This is a genomic window from Wolbachia endosymbiont of Onchocerca gibsoni (assembly GCF_029169405.1).
Classification (GTDB): Bacteria; Pseudomonadota; Alphaproteobacteria; order Rickettsiales; family Anaplasmataceae; genus Wolbachia.
In genome coordinates, this window is record NZ_JABUMP010000001.1 from 218,310 (window position 1) to 236,097 (window position 17,788).

The window sequence follows — 17,788 nt, forward strand, 5'->3', positions numbered from 1 at the left end:
TCTCGTATGAAGACACTATTAATATAGCCGAAATTTTGCTTCAGCTTTTTTCCTAAACAAGAAATACTAATAAATCAACATATTTTATTAAAGTATAAACTTAGATAAATTAAGCTGCTTTGAAATCGATCCTAGTCTATCTTTCACATATTTGCTATCTATAACAAATTTTTCGCCATTTTTCTCGGAAGAGATAAAGCTTATTTCATCTAAAAGCTTTTCCATAATGGTATGTAGCCTTCTTGCACCTATGTTTTCCACTTGCCTATTAACTGTAAACGCTATTTCAGCTATGGTTTCGATGCCGTCATCAGTAAACTCAAGCGTTACATTCTCTGTTTTCATTAGAGCTATATACTGCTTCAATAAACTAGATTCTGGTTCCTTTAATATTTTTATTAAATCTTCTTGAGTAAGTGCTTTAAGTTCCACTCTGATTGGTAACCTTCCCTGTAATTCTGGTAAAAGATCAGATGGTTTAGATTGATGAAAAGCACCAGATGCAATAAATAATATATAATCTGTTTTTACGTGGCCATACTTGGTTGAAATGGTTGTTCCTTCAAGCAATGGTAATAAGTCACGTTGTACTCCTTCTCTATTGACTTCACCTTTTACCTCTGTACATGCTGCAATCTTATCTATTTCATCTAAAAATACTATACCTTCATTGCTAACAAGATCAAGGGCTTCTTTGATTATCTTATCTTCATCTATTAACCTTTCACTTTCTTCATTAACCAATATTTCACGGGCTTCTTTTACTTTAACCGTAATGGTTTTTGTTTTTTTACCCCCGTTAAACATTTTACCTATTAGTTCTGTTACATTTACTATACCGACTTGCCCGCCTGGCATGCCTGGTATATCAAAAGCCGGTAACATGCTCTTGCTTTCTCTGACATCAATGGAAACTTCCCCATCTTCAAATTCCTTATTTTTTAACCTTTTTCTAAAAATCTCTTTACTCTCTTCGGTTGCATCTTCACCGACCATAGAATTAACTATTATCTTTTCAGCAAGATCTAAAGCTTTTTTAGCCAAAGCTTTGCGTGCTTTTTCTTTAACTAAAACTATTGCTGCATCAACTAGATCACGTATTATCGAGTCAACGTCACGCCCAACATATCCTATCTCAGTAAATTTTGTTGCTTCAATTTTTATAAATGGTGCACCTGCAAGCTTTGCTAGACGACGAGCCATTTCAGTTTTACCGACTCCCGTATGACCAATCATCAGTATATTTTTAGGTATGATTTCATCACGTAAAGGAATAGGAACTTTGTTACGACGCCAACGGTTTCTGAGCGCAATAGCAACAGCACGCTTTGCATCGTTCTGTCCAATTATGAATCTATTTAGCTCTTTAACTATTTTTTGTGGTGGCAGGTCATCTAATAAAATTTGTGTACTGTTATTAACTTGAGCACTGCTATCATTTTCATTTGAATCACAACTACTCTTAGTATCTTTACAAGGATTACTTTTTTCATTATAGGCGTCCTTATTATAAGTCTGCCCTTCTGAAAGAGTCACGGATTGATTAGAGAAATTAGTGCATAAAAATTTTTGTTCAGAATACATACTACCCCTCTACCTTTTCAATAATTACATTATGATTTGTATAAACACATATATCAGCTGCTATTTTCATAGCTCTTTTTGCAACCTCCTCTATTGACATCCCTTTAACCTCAACTAAAGCTCTTGCTGCAGATAGAGCAAAATTCCCTCCTGAGCCAATAGCTGCTATTCCATCTTCAGGTTCAAGGACGTCACCCATTCCTGTAATCACTAATGAAATAGATTCATCTGCAACTATCATCATAGCTTCTAGCCTTCTTAAATATTTATCCATCCTCCAATCTTTCGCAAGTTCAACACACGCTCTCATTAATTGTCCTGGGTGTTTATCAAGTTTTGATTCCAATCTTTCAAAAAGAGTAAATGCATCAGCTGTTGCTCCAGCAAAACCAGCAATTACAGAATCATCAGAAAGGCGTCTGACTTTTTTTGCTCCTGATTTTATAATGGTGTGACCCAGTGAAACCTGTCCATCACCTATTACTACTACACTCTTACCTCTTCTAATTGATAATATAGTAGTTCCATACATTCTACTGTTGTCATGTTGAATCATTTTTTTATAATTCTAAATAGTAATTTCATTATACTGTAACCATTAATTAAATATGGCTTAGCTATAGCGTATAATATAGTACTTTCCTTATAACATTTAAAGTGTAGATGCAAAACATAATTCATCCAAATTTGGAAAAAAATATGAATGATTGGTTTGAGGTAAAATTTAACGGTTTTGCATTGCCATTTTATAGTTCTGTCGACATTAGAAACTCCGGTTATAAAATTGCTCCAATAGACGCTAATTTGTTCCCTGCAGGGTTCAATAATTTAAGTGAGGCATCAAAAATAATAGCGGCAAAACTGATAAAAAGGTACTTTAAAAAAAAACGATATAAAAAAACTCTTGTGATACCGGAAAACTATACACGAAATAAAATGTATATAGAGAACGTATTTGCTATAGAAAAGATACTACGACTAGCAGGTTTCGAGACTAAAATTGGTCTCCTTCATGATGAAGCCTATAATTTAATAGGACCGTATGAAGCTATTGTGAAAGATAACTCTCTATTGAAGACAACCTCAGGATTTGTGCCTGATGTTGTTGTATTGAACCGGGATATGACAAGCCATATTCCAGACGTATTAGAAAACGTAAAACAGGAAACAGTACCGAGTCCACTATATGGTTGGCACAGTAGACAAAAATTTCGATACTTCGAAATCTATCAAAAATTGGTATCCGAATTTTGCGGTGAATTTAAAATAGATCCCTGGCTTATTTCTGTATTTACAGAGAGCTGTAAAGGGGTCTATTTTGATGATGCTCTATCGCTGGAAACAGTGGCAGCTAAAGTTGATCAAGTGTTGTCTCTAGTGCAAAAAAAATATGAGGAATATAAAATAAAAACTCAACCTTATGTTTTTATTAAAGCAAACAATGGAACATACGGAATGGGTATTATAACAGCAATAAGTGGAGAGGAAATATTAACTCTCAATAAAAAAAAGCGTCATAAAATGAAAAAAATAAAGGAAGGTGTAGAAATCAATAGTGTTATTATACAGGAAGGTATACCAACCATAGATATACTCGAACACAGTCCTGCAGAGCCGCTAATATACTATATAGGGAATACACCAACATGCTATTTATATCGGTGTAATAGTAGAAAAAATATATATTCTAGCTTAAATTCCACTGATTGTGAATTTCATGACATTAGCCAAATTATAGAAAATAAAACCCTACTACTCTGGAATATGGTTGGCAAATTAGCAGTGCTAGCATTATCAATAGAAATGAGGTCTTTTCATATTTAGTTTTTTACCTTTATATAGAGTGGCCATTTGGTAAATTGCTACCTTGCTGAATATGGTAATTCCTGTCAAGTTCAGTAGAAAGATCATCATTGATAGGCTGATTAAGCAATTTGTCAAGCCAGACTAATAGTAATACTGTGCTACATATTATACTAACTGTTTCACTTAAGTTGAAACTATAAACTACACCATTACCTAAGTTTATTGGTGTAGTTGCAGTATCTACCCTTTTAAATATGAAATTTAATAATCCTAGTGATAAAGTTAATGTATTAATAATAAGATCCTTCTTACACTTAGTAAGCTCTTTCTTGCATTCAATAAATTCACTAGTACCTTTTTTATCCTGATATTTTTTATGTGCCTCTTGATATTTTTTGTATATATAATAGCAGCCTACTGGTTCTGAAGTAAATAAGAATAGGGCTGTTGATATTAATTGAATACGACTTATTGCATTTGTATTACCTTTAGTTAAGAAATGGAAAACTTGTAACATTATTAACACTTCTATGATGTTACTTAAAAGGTTAGCTAATTTGCCTACTATTTTTAATAGTTCTTTTTTACTATTATGATTTCTGTAATCCTTGATTAGATCGCGTAAAGTAAGTGTAGAATGAACAATCAATAGAATGAATGTTGGAAATTTTACCCATTGAGCAATCTCACGTATAAGGAGGATGTTTGACCTATTATTATCAATAAATTCGCAACAAAATTGTAGTGAAACCTTACATAACAAGGCTGTTAAACCTGTTGTGATACAAATTACCTTTTTGATATCATGATTGTAAGCATCATGTACCTTTTGTGCAAACGTGTTTGGTTTCTTTTTTAGCTCATTTAGCATAATAGCTAATGAAATAACAGTTTTTTGTTATTCTATCACATAAAATCTCAAAAAGAAAGTGCTGTGAATTAGGATTTTAATAACGACTTCTACATAAATCAGCCAAACATTTAATAAATAAGGAATCGGTACTGAGAGTTGGTACACGAAAATAATATCCACTTTTAATTATTGCTTTATGTTCCGTATCAAGTTCAACAAGCGTTTCTGAATGCTCAGAAACAAAAGATATAGGCGATAAAACCACAGGTACACTATCAGCTTTTGCACGCAATAGTTCACTTTCTATGCTAGGCTCCAGCCATTTTACAGGTCCAATTTTGCTCTGGTAACATATCGCCCAATCAAGGTCTTTAATATTTAATCTTTTTACTATTAATTTTACTGTTTCTTCTATTTGTAAAGCATAAGGGTCGCCTTTTTTAATAACACTCAGAGGTAAACTATGGGCCGAGAATAGGATTCTTGGCTTATCAATTCTGCTAGCTAATTTGTAATACTTGGCTACCAAGCGGGTATGAGCTTCAATAAAGTCTTGATTATCGTAATAATGGTAAATTGTTTTTGTACTACATTTTAAACCATGTTTTTTAGCACTTTTTTGCCAATTTTCGATGGATGATAAAGTTGTAGTAGTTGAATATTGAGGATATAGAGGCAGTAGAATTACTTCATCAGGATTAAACTGCTTTACACTCCTAACAACTTCATCAGCAAATGGATGCCAATAACGTACACAGATGAATACTTTGGCAAGCTTTGGTGTCATTCCATTACATGATGATGAAATCAGGTTCTTTTTTCTAGATTCTAGTATCGTGCTACTTGGATGATAAAATACAGCTTTGTTAAGCTCCTGCTCAAGCGCTTTAGCTTGCATTCTTGTATTCTCCAAGATTGGTGATCTGCCTCCAATTTGCTTATATATTTTTTGTGCAGTATTTTCTCGTTTTGCAGATATAAACTTTGCTAAAAGAAATCGAAAAGGATTTGGTAGATTTATTATTCTTCTATCATAAAAGAGATTAAACAAAAAAGGACGGACCGCACTGAGTGAATCAGGTCCACCAAGATTAAATAAGATAATTGCCTTCTTCACTTATGTATTACAACAAGTTGCTTTTGAGATGCCTATACGTTTAGCTATGAGTTCATTAAGCCCAGATATAGGTACTAAATTTCTCATACTAGCATACAATAAGTGACCAGACCTCTTTAGGTTACTTTCTGTAGATGCAAAAGAACTTTCACCGAAACTCAAATCAACGCAAAAACTTGATTTTGCTTCAAGAAGTTTAACAGTAGCTAAAAATGACATAATGTAACTTTGTATTTTCTACTTTGATTAAAAATTGAAAACCTTATAGTATCTTTCTTAAATTCTGTGTCTATTATTTCTTTACTGTAATCAGTAATTTTTTCTAATAACCACTCACGTACATGAAAGCTTTTTACAAAAAAGCATGCTTCTGTCATCAACATAGCACATATAAGTGTACACTTTATAGTGTTTATATTGTCTATCATAGCTGGTGGTGCAAAGCAAATAAGTGGTACTATGGTTGTCATTTCAAGAGATGGAATAATGTTTTTTTATTATGAAAGCAGCATCTTTTTGTAATTTTGTATTGTGATGTGAATCATACTCCAAATAACTTAAGAAAGCCAAGCTGAAAGTTAAAAATTCTTTTGTAGCACAAAAAATCGATAACTTTAAGTTATTGACCAATTTTCTAGCAGTAAGTCCAGTTTTAACTGGTTGCTTATAAGTGGGCTCGTCTTGCTTATTAATATAACGGCATTTACCCATATAATAAATACTATCTTTGGTAGCTTATTTTTAACTATAAATAAAAAACTAACTTGATAAAATAAAAAATTTGTAATAAAATAAATATATAAATATAGTATCCTATACAAGGAAATAACATGGCAATTGAAAGAACGCTCTCAATATTAAAACCTGATGCAGTAAGAAATAACATTACAGGTAATATAAATTCCTATATCGAAAAATCTGGGCTGAAAATTATAGCACAAAAAATGATGTTGTTGACAAGAAGACAGGCAGAGCTGCTCTATGAAATTCATAAAGATAGACCTTTTTTTGAGGAGTTAGTGGAATTTATGACTTCTGATCCTGTAATAGTTCAGGTTTTAGTAGGTGAAAATGCAGTAAGTAAATATAGGCAAATCATGGGAGCTACAGATCCAAAACATGCAGATAAAGGTACAATCAGAGGTGATTTTGCTGATAATATTAGTGAAAACAGGGTTCATGGTTCAGATAGTCCAGAAAATACTCGTAGGGAAATAGCTTTCTTCTTTGCTGAATGTGAATTAGTGTAGCTTTAGGTTAACTGAAAATGAATACATAGCCGCTTTATTCTATAATTTTATTTATTCAGGAAAGTGACAAAATAAGAAAGATAACCGTAAAGTGGAAATGAGTTTATAACAAATGCAGATGATTTTTTATCCTAATATCAATTACCTATGCGATATTCTTGTATTGTGTTAAAAGTATTTAATCAACTATGTTTTAATCTTAAGCATTAGATTAAGAAGGGGGGAGAAACTTTGAACGATATCACTTTTAATTTAATGTTTGTGTATCAACTACACTTCTGAATAGATACCGTAATTTTTACTAAAAGTAACATTATTCAACAAAACAAGATTTAAAGCTTTGTGTGATGCTATTGATCATGGTTAAATATGCGTCTTTTCCAGGTTTTATATTTGACCCAATAGGGTCTAAAATTGCTGTTTTTGCATCACTGGAAAGAGTTTTAGGCTTTATACTATCTTTTCGTGAAGGAGAAAGTATACATTTAATGTTTTCTTCCTTCATTATTTTCTTTAGTTTCATTAAACTTCTCATGCCTATATAAGTATCTTCTTCTACAGATAGAATGACACTTGGGTGACTTAAGCTAAAATGTTTTTCAAAATATTGATAAGCGTCATGAGTAACTATATATTTTTTGTTTTTAAAGTTACTCAATTCGCTTGCAATTTTCTCTGTTTCCTGTTCTATTCTTTTTACAGTTTTTATTGCATTATGGTTATATAGATGGGCATTCTTCTTATCTATATTAGATAATGTTGCACTTATAGAGAATATCATATTTTTTGCATTTTCTGGACTAAGCCAGATATGTAGGTCTTTTTCGTCTTGAATACGAGTGACATGTCTGGAGAATGAATGTGGTCGAACAGAAAGTAGACTAACTGCCTTTGATAACTGTACAAGTTTTTTATTGTTTTTAGCAAAGGTCTTAACGAATGTTTCTAGATTATCATCAATATAAAATATGACATTACCTGATTCCAAATTACTTGCGTCAGATGGTTTTAATATGTAATCATGTGTAGAAGTTGTTATATAGTCTAGTAAGACTGGTTCTAAAATTCTGTCTGTAACAGAAGCTACAAGCGAGTGTACAGGTTTTATTGTGGCTATAACTTTTAAAGTGGATGAGAAGACAGTATTGTGGTATAGTGTAAACAAAAGTAATAGAAAAGAAGCTAGTAAATGTCTCATGAAAACATTGAGAAAGAGTTAAGTCTTGTCAAAAAGTTAAATAATGTCAATAGTAGTGTTCTAAAAATAGAGAACCTTACTCTTGCATATAATAATAAGAAAATTCTTGATGATATTAACTTATCAATGAAAAAGGGGGATGTAGTTACTGTACTTGGTCCAAATGGTGGAGGTAAAACCTCCTTAGTAAAGGTAGTTGCTGGTATAAATAAGAACTATACTGGTAATATTATATTTGCTGATGATATGAGAATTAGTTATATGCCACAAAATTTTAGTATTAGCAGTTTAATGCCGATAACAGTTGAATATCTTCTTTTAAATAGCTTTTCAAAAAGATTAGAGAAGAATCAATCGATTATTACAGAGGTGGTGAGATTAGTTGGTATTAGTAATATTTTGAAAAGACAGGTGTTGGAAATTTCTGCTGGGCAGACACAATTATTGTTACTTGCGCGCTGCTTAATTGCAGAACCTGACTTGATTATCTTGGATGAACCAGTTAGCGCAATGGATATTAATGCTCAAACTAAATTTTATAATATAATAGGTGAAATAGCAAAAAAAAGATTAATTTCGATTCTCATGACATCTCACGATTTAAGCTCCATAGTACCATGTTCAGATTACATTATCTATATAAATCATATTATATATTACCAAGGTAAACCTGAAGAAATCATGAAGAATAAGACTTTAAGCGAGATATTTGGCAGTCATATAACAAAATGATTTGGAATATTCTGCGCCTTTTGTATATAACTGCAGTATTAACTCGTTATAGCATATTGTATCGTTTACTTTTTCCTTCAAAGGAGTCAATAAATAAAATACGTGGCTATAAATTAAAATGTGCTCTTGAAAAGTTAGGTCCAGTATTTATTAAATTTGGGCAGTCTATTTCATCACGTACTGATATTTTAAATGAAGATATAACAGACAACTTATTGTTAATATGTGATAAATTACCGTCTTTCTCCTATAAGATAGCAGTTAAAACGATAGAGAGCGAATTTAATTGTAAGTTAAGCGATATTTTTTTAAGCTTTTCTGAAGAGCCAATTGCAGCGGCATCAATTTCTCAAGTGCATAAAGCAACTACAATAGAAGGTAAAAAAGTTGCGGTCAAAGTCTTAAGGCCAGATATTGAGAAGATATTCTCAAAGGATATAAAAATGCTTTTTTGGCTTGCAGGGATTATAGAAGGATTTAGTGAGCAATCAAAGAGACTAAAACCGATTGAATTAGTTAAAACTTTTGCTGAAGTTTCCCGATTAGAGCTAGATCTACGTTTTGAGGCTGCTTATTCTTCAGAACTAAGAGAAAATACAAGAAATGATAAAGGTTTTTATGTACCTGAAGTAGATTGGAGTAGGACTTCAAGGAAAGTTTTGACATCAGAATGGATAGAAGCAACACCAATATACGAAGTTGAAAAACTAAATAATCGTAAGCAGATAGCTATCAATCTTATAGAATCATTTTGCAATCAAGTATACAGAGATTGTTTCTTTCATGCGGATATGCATCCTGGAAACTTAATGATTGATATTAACAATAATATTATTGCTCTAGATTGTGGAATTATGGGCCGAATAGACCGCGAGACATGCTACTGTGTAGTAGAGATACTGAAAGGTTTTTTAAGTCGGAATTATGATCACGTTGCAAAGGCACACTTTAGAGCTGGTTATGTTTCACCACAGCACAAAAATTTTGTTACAGCGTGCAGAGCAATAGGTGAACCTATTATAGGGCAGCCTATACAGAAAATTTCTTTTGCTAATTTACTTGCCAAATTATTTAAAATAACTAGTGATTTTGATATGAAAGTTCAAACGCAATTGCTAATGCTGCAAAAAACTATGATTTTGTTAGAGGGAACTTGCAGAAAAATCTATCCAAAGATCAATATGTGGAAAGTAGTTGAAGCATGGATGAAGAATCAATATAAAAATAAAATCGACTATAAAGAAAAAATAAAAAGCTCTTGTCTTGTAAAAGCAATTCAAGAAATATTTAGCCTTATAGAGAAGTTAAACCTAATAGCTGACCAAAAGCTAGAGAATATTCAAGTTAAGATTAAGTCAAATGTAAAAAATTACTTTTTATTGTGGTCTATAATTATAGCATTAACCATTAAGCTTTTAATTTTTTGATAACAACTTTTAACATAACTGCTACTTGTATAGAAAACGTTAGTACTTCTTGATATCGTTTGAGTGTCTTTTTTCCTATTATCTAAGTAGTAGATACAGGGATTCAGAGAGATATAGATTCTAGTATCAAGTGCTAAAGTAGCACCCATTATTTTAGATAGTTTATCAAGTCGTTTTTAAGTAAAATTAATAAAGACACCAACTGTACAGTGCTTTAATGTTATATAGTAAGAAGTTGATAAGATTTGTTAAGTGTTTTCCGTTTTTGTCAGATTACATATCAAAAATAAGACTATTTTATTAAGTATTCCCGGCTTCCTGGTTTAGTTATTGGTAATCGCTTCAGTTCTTCAGGAAGCTCTTGCTCGCTGTAGTTTTTGATATTTAGCTCAAGCAAAGATATAACAGGAAAGGGCAATTGCGTTTCACTATTTCTCTTGATTATAGAAGCTCCAGCAATGACTTTGCCCCCCATATCTTCTGCGCATTCTGCAGCTTCAAGTGAAGATTTACCCGTAGTTATTACATCTTCAACTAATAATAGTTTTTCACCTTGTTTAATTTCAAATCCACGGCGCAATTCAAACTTGCTGTTAACACGTTCACAAAACATCGTCTTAATTCTAAGCTGTTTACCAATCTCATAACCCACAACTATTCCACCAATTGCAGGAGATAGTATTAAATCTATAGGACTATTTAATTCTTTTTTTATTTTATGTGTTAGTAATGCACAAATTTTCATGGCTTTGCTTGGATTTTCAAAAATTTTAGCACATTGTATATATATGCCACTATGCAGTCCAGAGGATAAAACAAAGTGCCCGTGTAAAATTGCCCCAGCTTTCTCAAGTTCTCTTATTATTGGATTATCTTTATCTAGTGTCATTTTAAAGTTTCACCTTCACGTTCTTTAATTAATTATTATCTAATCTGTGCAAATATTAGACTATACATTTACTGTAGTTTAGGACATATCGATAATTGTATAAATAGATAAAACTAGTTTCATAATATACAGAGGAATCTTTCTTAAGACAAGGTAACTAGTTGCCAAAAAAATTCATATAAACATTTTGTCTAAGAAGAATATATGCTCATTTACCTCTGCAACAAACATTATTGTAATCAAAATAAACAACGCACATACATTTTGTATTAACTGTTGTACGTATTAGCAAAATAAAGGACACTAATTTTTTTTGGTACTTTTAGCTTTTTTGCTTATAGTCAGTCTAAAGTTATTAGAATGTTTTATATTACTTGTGTAACTTAGAAAAAGATGCAAGCATCAATGTTATTGTTTATCATAACTCCTTTCAGCATTTGAATTGGTGATATGCCTTTACTACATAAGCAGTGGTAAAATCAGAGACGCTTGTGCATGAAATTTATAGATTTATGCATTGCATAAATAAAACCCTACAGAGGCTATAGAACTCATTGCTATTTTTTTAATCCGTGTAGAGAAAACTTGATTTAATATATCCTGTTTTTCTTTTGAGTGGTGTGTAAAATAGTGTTTTCTTAGCTAAAGTTTTAATTGAGCCTTCAAGCCAAAAAATTAGGAAAACTGAAATTAAACTTATTAATTTGAGTCAGCTAATAAATATGTCATAAAATAGCTTTTGCTATTCAAATTTAACTTTGTTGTTTAATAGTAAATAACTTTGCAAGCAAAGTAGAAAAAGTATTGTAAACTTATATATTAAATGCAAAAACTCAAGATAAATATTATACAACAATTTTGCTATTTGGAGTTAATAGTACCGTAAATTAAAGTACCAGCTTTTCCGGGTTCACACACACTTCTATTAGAAGTTTTGTAACTATGATTGCAGAAAACATTGAGCATAAAACCCCTATTGATAAAGTAACGGAAAAACCTCTAATTGCTCCGCTACCAACTATAAACATTATTCCTGCAGCAATTAATGTAGTGATATTTGAATCAAGAATTGTTTTTATTGCGCTTTTGAAGCCTTCTTCAATAGCGCGAGCTGTTCTTTTCCCTAATCTTATTTCTTCACGAATACGTTCAAATATCAAAACATTTGCGTCCACTGACATACCAACAGTTAGCGCAATACCAGCTATTCCTGGTAGAGTTAAAGTTGCTTCAAGTAGAGTAAGAATTAATAATATAGAAATCACATCAAAAAGCAGTGCAATGGAGGTTAACAAACCTAACTTACCATAAATGATAATTATAAGCAAAGTAACCGCTGTAATAGAGATTATCGCTGCTATTTCTCCTGCTTTTATTGACTCTTCTCCAAGACTTGGACCGATATTTTTCTCTTCTATTATTTTAAGTGGTGCTGGTAGTGCTCCAGATTTTAAAAGTATTGCAAGTTCGTTTGCTTGTTTCTTAGTAAACTTACCACTGATTTCTCCTTCTCCATTTAGAATTGGTTCGCGTATTATTGGCACAGTTAAGACTGTGTTATCTAAAACAATTGCAAAGGGCTTTCCTACATTTTCTTTAGTGATTTTTGCAAATTTTTTACTTGCTATACCGTCAAATTTAAAATGTACTGTTAGTCTGCCTAAGTGATCAAATCTAACTGATGCATTAACCAATGAATCGCCACCTATTTCAGTTTTGCGGGATATTGGATAGAAATTACCAGAAGTGTCCTTGAGCATGATGGTAGTTTCGTGATCTATATCCTTAATCTTGGCTATATTACTATTTACCAAATGAAAGCTTAGCTTAGCAGTTTTGCCAAGCAGAGATTTTATTTGTTCAATGTTTTCTACTCCAGGTACTTGGATTAATATCTTATTCTGTCCTTGTTTTTGCACACTTACTTCTTTAGTACCAAGTTTATCCAAGCGTCTCTGAACATTACTTATTGATTTTGAGATTACTTCATTGATTAGAGAATTTTTGTAATGAGGTTTATATGAGATGAAAATTGAGGTACCTTTTCTGTTTAGCTCTAAATTTGGGTTTATTTTATGGATTAATAACGAAACTTTTTTATAGTTATTGATGTTGTTTAAAGTTACAATTACTTGTTGATCGCTTTGTACGCTGGATTCAATATCTTTTATTAGCAAACTTTCTTTTATTTCATCGGCTAATATACTCAATTTTTCTTTTAAAAAAATTTTTAAGTCTACATTGAGAAGTAAAGACGATCCACCTTTTAGGTCAAGCCCTAGGTTTATTCTTTTTTTTGAAATAAGGAATTTATTATTAAAGTAGTTTGGCAATATTATATATAAAGCAAGCAGAAAGATACACAGTACCAAAAAAGATTTGACTATAATCCTATTGTGCATAAGTTGTAAATACAAAATATTGATTGTAGACTAATTGTGTAAACTGTTTAAGTTGAAATTTAGATACATGTTAATTAGAATAGGTACCAGAGGAAGTAGTCTTGCAGTTGCTCAAGCTTTGGAAGCAAAACAAAAACTGATGGACTTTTTTCCTGATTTATCTGTTGAGATTATTAAGATAAAAACTTCTGGTGATAAATATGCCAATGTAAACCTTGCTGAAATAGGTGGTAAAAGACTGTTTCTCAGGGAAATTGAGATTAAATTGCTTAAGAATAATATAGATATGGCAGTTCATTCAGTAAAAGATGTCCCTGCATTTTTTTCGAAAGATTTAATAATTCCCTGTATTTTAGAAAGGTTAAGTCCGCACGATACGTTTATTTCTAATAAACATGACAGCCTTGAGGCTTTACCGCGGCAGGCTACAATTGCAACTTCTTCAATAAGAAGAAAAGTACAGCTGCTAAATTTTAGACCGGATTTGAATATAGTGCCGTTACGTGGAAATGTAATAACTAGACTGCAAAACCATAGTTTTGATGGAATAATTCTAGCTGAAGCTGGGCTGAGGAGATTAAAAAAACACCTTTTAATTACAGAGGTATTGCCGCCAAAAACCATGTTGAGTGCAGTAGGACAAGGGGCAATTTGTATTCAATGTCGGAAAAATGATGTAAAAGCTATCGATCTTTTAGAGAAAATTAATGATAACAAGTCTTTTATAAGGGTGAGATCAGAGCGCAGCTTCATGAAGACAGTAAATGGCTCATGCTTTACACCGCTTGCAGCTTTAGCAGAATATGTAAGTGAAAACGTGCTACGTCTTTGTTGTATGTTAGCAGACGAAAAAGGTATATACTTTGCTGAGCGTACTTCATTTGTAGAAGATGCAGAGGAAATGGGTATGGATGCAGGATTAGAATTGAAATCAAGATGCTTGTAAGTTTACCTAAGGTGCGTGGAACATATCGATACAATACTTTAATGTCTAAAATAACATGGTTAAATGTCGGTGGACAAGCTGATGTATTATTTAAGCCACGTGACATTGAAGATTTAATATGCTTGATTAAAAATACTGAGCTACCGATTAATATTATTGGTGCAACGTCTAACATAATAGTACGAGATAGTGGCATTCGAGGAATAACAGTAAAATTAGGTCAGGAGTTTGGACATATTAAGTATATAGGTAACAACTCTATAGTTGCAGGTGGTGCTGTACTGCTTAGTGATTTAGCTTACTTTGCCGGGGAACAACAAATTAGTGGACTAGAGTTTCTGGTTGGAATTCCAGGAACAGTTGGTGGTGGAATAGAAATGAATGCAGGTGCGTATGGTAGTGATATCGCAAGTGTTGTGCAATCTATAAAAGCAGTAAATTTAGAGGATGGAAACCTGTATGAATTCTCAAGTAAAAAGATGGATTATGTTTACCGTGGGCATAGTTTGAACGGGAGGTGGATTTTTGTTGAGGCTGAGTTTAAAGGAGTAAGCTCAGAGTATAAGATTATACTCAGAAAACTGAAGGAAATTATTGATGAAAAAAGCAAAAGCCAACCAATAAGAGGGAAAACTGCTGGGTGCATATTTAAAAACCCAAAAAACTATCAAGCGTGGAAACTAATTGATGAGTCTGGTTGCCGAGGGTTAGATAATGGTGGAGCTAAAATTTCTGAGAAGCACTGCAATTTTTTGCTCAATTATAATAATGCAACTGCATCTGACTTAGAGACTCTTGGTAATAGGGTAAAAGATGCAGTGAAAAATAAGTTCAACGTTGAACTTGAATGGGAAATAAGAGTTTTAGGTAGTTATTAGGCGGTTTTTTTATAGCTGCTATATTGTCTAATTATTCAACATTTTATAGTGGTTCTAATTTCTCCGTCACCGTAATTTGAGAGGTTCATTACTTTCTTTATCCTTTAGATAAGCTAGATGAATATAGCTATGATTTTTGAGATCTAGAAATTTAATTAAGCCGTTGCAGTCATTTCCATAATAAGAAATTATACTTGCACTCACTATTTTATCTGTTTTTTGTAATTTTCTATCTTTAGCCACTATGCTTTAGCAAGCGCAATCTAAAACAGGCACTGGTAGTTTGTAACTTACAAGAAGTTGTACTATTCATTGTGCTCTTTTGTTGTAATAAAATGCTTCCATACTTGGTTAATCTATTTTCCCTTTTTTCCGTTTTCCTAAAATTTCTTCATTGGTTCTTATTTTGCTGGGATGATTTCATGCATAAACAGAATTTACCTTATAGGATTAATCTAATATATCAGATAGATAACTGTATTTTTTGGAAATAAGTCTTCTAATTTTAGCTTTTTTACTATATTGTATAAATTTACTAATGTCGGTTTATAATGCCTGCTGTTATTATCTATATAAGTTATTTTACCTCCTTTTACCTTCATTAAAGCAGAGCATGAAACCGGTTACTAACTATAAGTGGTGAATTACAGTAAGCTAATCCATCTTTATTAGAGTTAATATATTTGTGAGTTATTAGCTTTCTGTCAAGTGTGACTTAAGCTATATAATTTCCGTTCTCAATTTTCTTTGCTAATGAGTCTTGTTTAGTCAGCTTATTTATTTAAAGTAAAATTTTAACTCTTGAATTACTTTCATAAATCTCTTTTTCTTTAGTTCCTATCTCTGGAGAGTAGTAATAAACTGGGGAAAAAGATGTTTAAATGTGTGGTTCTTTACTTAATATAAAACCTTACTTTCAATGAGAATCTTTTTGTTACCTAAATTAATAGGAAATTGTTGTTTCTTTTGATGCTGTTTGGTGATCAGATCTCGGTACTAGCTAATAGGGTATTTAAGTTTTCTGGTAAGCATTTCTTTCATTTCTCTAATGCTAATTTATGTTTTCCTATTAAATATCTTCACTGTTATTTAATTTTATATTATAGTGACTAAAAAGTCAGCTACTTTATAAATATATTAATGAAAAACAGTAATAAGAAGAGAAATGAAATAAGTTATATATAAATACTTGAAATACTTACTTGCATTAATCAAATATAAGTTACTCTTCATTAGAAGATTAGTAAAATTCTGGTTTACTTAAAGTTTGTTAGTTGCTATTTAAAGAGCATAACATTTATGACACTATATGCTTAAGATTTTTTCTGGAGTTTTATTTATACTGATATTTTTGGTTTTTAACTTTTTTATTGTATGCAGTACTGAAGCTAAGTCTAAACTAAAGCTTAGTGAGAAATATAAACCTCCAGGTAACCCTGGCGGTGTAAACTTTCATGAAGATGAGGATTTTGTCGAGTCGTATAAACTGTATAAGAAGCGTAGAGAACTTCTGAAGAAGAAAAAGTTGCAGAGTAGGGTTAATGCTGACGTAAATAAAGAGAATTTAGCTAAAAAGTTGGAGAAAAGAAAAATTGCTATCCTTAATAATAGACTAAGTGCTTTAGAAGATTGTATAGTTGATGATGGAAAGGAGGCTATGATAAACCAGTATGGTATCGATATTGCACGTCTGAAAGGGGCTACGTTCATAGACCAAGGGCAGGTTTCCAAATATAAAAACGAGCAGCGCGAAGATAAACAGCAAGAGGAAAAAAAGGTTAAAGCGACACAAGAGAAAAAAAATTCTCCTATGAATGTTACTATAAAAAACATGCCATTAAAAAAAACGTACTCACATGATTCCGGTAATGATCTTAATAATGAGGCACACCATAATTTAAATAGTTTGGATTCATTTGAAAGTGTAGTTGATACTACAGGGTAGATTTAATGATGTGCTGGATAAAGATCTGTAGAATAAACTACACGAATCTTCTCGACATAAGACTTATGTTGTAAAAGTTGGGCAAATAAAGATAAGCGGGGTAACCCCATAGTTGGGCAATCTATGGTGCCTAATGATATAGATCCTAACAGCGTAAAAAACAGTGGCTAGGCAGCGAAAGAAATAATAGAACTAGGCTCATGCGGGTTTAGAGCTAGTATGAATTGCTTAAAGCTCATAAGAAGTATAAGTAGCAAGAGCAATACTTTATATACTAGAAGAGATAAATAAAGAGGGTTTTGATAGTAAATATTAGTAGGTTACGGACAGTGTGAATTGGATAAGTTAATTCAAAACTATCCAGAAAACATCAAAATACTAGATAAAATTAAGATAAATCTAGGTAATATAGGTTTTAGCAATAAACGTGATAAGAAATTTGAAAGAGTTATAGAATATGAGTAAAACATGATCTTCCTATTAGGATTGGAGTAAATTCGGGTAGCCTTGATAAGTATCTTATGCAAAAACTGATAAACAAAAACTCTTTATCTAATAATCTAAAATTCTCTGATATCATATTACGTGAAGTACTTATAATGTCTGTCTTAGCAGTGCAAAAAAAGCTGAAAAATTGGACTCAGCTCAGACGAAATAATTATTTCTTGTAAAATGAGTAGGTGCTAGATCTAATTCTAGTTTACCTGGCACTTGCAAGGCTTTCTAATTATGCTTTCTTACTTACATAAACCAGCAATGAT

The 17,788-nt window shown here is 31.8% G+C and carries 17 protein-coding genes; 8 read left to right on the forward strand and 9 right to left on the reverse strand.

Annotated elements, in window-relative coordinates:
• Positions 1 to 87 precede the first annotated feature (87 nt).
• Both hslU and hslV read right to left on the reverse strand, forming a co-directional pair.
• Positions 88 to 1,584 carry an ATP-dependent protease ATPase subunit HslU gene (gene hslU, locus HSX44_RS00795; RefSeq protein ID WP_275601889.1) on the reverse strand — a complete coding sequence of 499 codons (1,497 nt, stop codon included), beginning with the start codon at positions 1,582 to 1,584 and terminating at the stop codon, positions 88 to 90.
• 1 nt (position 1,585) lies between these two features.
• Entirely contained in the window at positions 1,586 to 2,140 is a 555-nt protein-coding gene (gene hslV, locus HSX44_RS00800; protein ID WP_014869039.1) for an ATP-dependent protease subunit HslV, read from the reverse strand.
• A gap of 107 nt (positions 2,141 to 2,247) precedes the next feature.
• Here hslV and gshA point away from each other — a divergent pair, with 107 nt between their 5' ends.
• Positions 2,248 to 3,408, forward strand: coding sequence for a glutamate--cysteine ligase (gshA, locus tag HSX44_RS00805; RefSeq protein WP_275601890.1), 1,161 nt, complete (start codon positions 2,248 to 2,250; stop codon positions 3,406 to 3,408).
• Between the two features lie 10 nt (positions 3,409 to 3,418).
• Here gshA and HSX44_RS00810 read toward each other — a convergent pair whose 3' ends face one another.
• The 4 genes from HSX44_RS00810 to HSX44_RS00825 all read right to left on the reverse strand — a co-directional run bounded on the left by HSX44_RS00810 (position 3,419) and on the right by HSX44_RS00825 (position 5,830).
• Positions 3,419 to 4,261, reverse strand: coding sequence for a hypothetical protein (locus HSX44_RS00810; protein ID WP_275601891.1), 843 nt, complete (start codon positions 4,259 to 4,261; stop codon positions 3,419 to 3,421).
• A gap of 76 nt (positions 4,262 to 4,337) precedes the next feature.
• Entirely contained in the window at positions 4,338 to 5,360 is a 1,023-nt protein-coding gene (hemH, locus tag HSX44_RS00815) for a ferrochelatase (protein WP_275601892.1), read from the reverse strand.
• Positions 5,361 to 5,579 (reverse strand): hypothetical protein, encoded by a 219-nt coding sequence (locus HSX44_RS00820; RefSeq protein WP_275601893.1) that lies wholly within the window; start codon positions 5,577 to 5,579, stop codon positions 5,361 to 5,363.
• Positions 5,567 to 5,830, reverse strand: a complete 264-nt coding sequence (locus tag HSX44_RS00825) for a hypothetical protein (RefSeq protein ID WP_275601894.1) — start codon at positions 5,828 to 5,830, stop codon at positions 5,567 to 5,569. The genes HSX44_RS00820 and HSX44_RS00825 overlap by 13 nt, the downstream gene beginning before the upstream one ends.
• Positions 5,831 to 6,190: 360 nt before the next feature.
• Between HSX44_RS00825 and ndk the strand changes: the two genes are divergently transcribed.
• Positions 6,191 to 6,610, forward strand: a complete 420-nt coding sequence (gene ndk, locus HSX44_RS00830) for a nucleoside-diphosphate kinase (RefSeq protein ID WP_275601895.1) — start codon at positions 6,191 to 6,193, stop codon at positions 6,608 to 6,610.
• 313 nt (positions 6,611 to 6,923) lie between these two features.
• Here ndk and HSX44_RS00835 read toward each other — a convergent pair whose 3' ends face one another.
• The gene (locus HSX44_RS00835) at positions 6,924 to 7,808 is read right to left on the reverse strand and encodes a zinc ABC transporter substrate-binding protein (protein WP_275601896.1); all 885 of its coding nucleotides are present in this window, start codon (positions 7,806 to 7,808) and stop codon (positions 6,924 to 6,926) included.
• Between HSX44_RS00835 and HSX44_RS00840 the strand changes: the two genes are divergently transcribed.
• Together HSX44_RS00840 and ubiB are read left to right on the forward strand one after the other, a co-directional pair.
• The gene (locus HSX44_RS00840) at positions 7,800 to 8,540 is read left to right on the forward strand and encodes a metal ABC transporter ATP-binding protein (protein ID WP_275601897.1); all 741 of its coding nucleotides are present in this window, start codon (positions 7,800 to 7,802) and stop codon (positions 8,538 to 8,540) included. The genes HSX44_RS00835 and HSX44_RS00840 overlap by 9 nt on opposite strands.
• Complete coding sequence (gene ubiB / locus HSX44_RS00845) at positions 8,537 to 9,967, forward strand: 2-polyprenylphenol 6-hydroxylase (RefSeq protein WP_275601898.1); 1,431 nt, start codon at positions 8,537 to 8,539, stop codon at positions 9,965 to 9,967. The genes HSX44_RS00840 and ubiB overlap by 4 nt, the downstream gene beginning before the upstream one ends.
• Positions 9,968 to 10,259: 292 nt before the next feature.
• Here the strand turns inward: ubiB and pyrE are convergent, their stop codons facing one another.
• Positions 10,260 to 10,856, reverse strand: a complete 597-nt coding sequence (gene pyrE, locus HSX44_RS00850; RefSeq protein WP_275601899.1) for an orotate phosphoribosyltransferase — start codon at positions 10,854 to 10,856, stop codon at positions 10,260 to 10,262.
• Between the two features lie 887 nt (positions 10,857 to 11,743).
• Positions 11,744 to 13,258 (reverse strand): protein translocase subunit SecD, encoded by a 1,515-nt coding sequence (gene secD, locus HSX44_RS00855; protein WP_275601900.1) that lies wholly within the window; start codon positions 13,256 to 13,258, stop codon positions 11,744 to 11,746.
• Between the two features lie 67 nt (positions 13,259 to 13,325).
• Here secD and hemC point away from each other — a divergent pair, with 67 nt between their 5' ends.
• The 4 genes from hemC (at position 13,326) to HSX44_RS00875 (ending at position 17,492) form a co-directional block, all read left to right on the forward strand.
• Entirely contained in the window at positions 13,326 to 14,204 is an 879-nt protein-coding gene (gene hemC, locus HSX44_RS00860) for a hydroxymethylbilane synthase (RefSeq protein WP_275601901.1), read from the forward strand.
• Positions 14,195 to 15,082 (forward strand): UDP-N-acetylmuramate dehydrogenase, encoded by an 888-nt coding sequence (gene murB / locus HSX44_RS00865; RefSeq protein WP_275601902.1) that lies wholly within the window; start codon positions 14,195 to 14,197, stop codon positions 15,080 to 15,082. Before hemC ends, murB begins: the two co-directional genes overlap by 10 nt.
• Positions 15,083 to 16,391: 1,309 nt before the next feature.
• Positions 16,392 to 17,027: a TRP75-related protein gene (locus tag HSX44_RS00870; RefSeq protein WP_275601903.1), complete on the forward strand. Its 636-nt coding sequence runs from the start codon at positions 16,392 to 16,394 to the stop codon at positions 17,025 to 17,027.
• Between the two features lie 336 nt (positions 17,028 to 17,363).
• Positions 17,364 to 17,492: a hypothetical protein gene (locus tag HSX44_RS00875; RefSeq protein ID WP_275601904.1), complete on the forward strand. Its 129-nt coding sequence runs from the start codon at positions 17,364 to 17,366 to the stop codon at positions 17,490 to 17,492.
• Positions 17,493 to 17,788 lie beyond the last annotated feature (296 nt).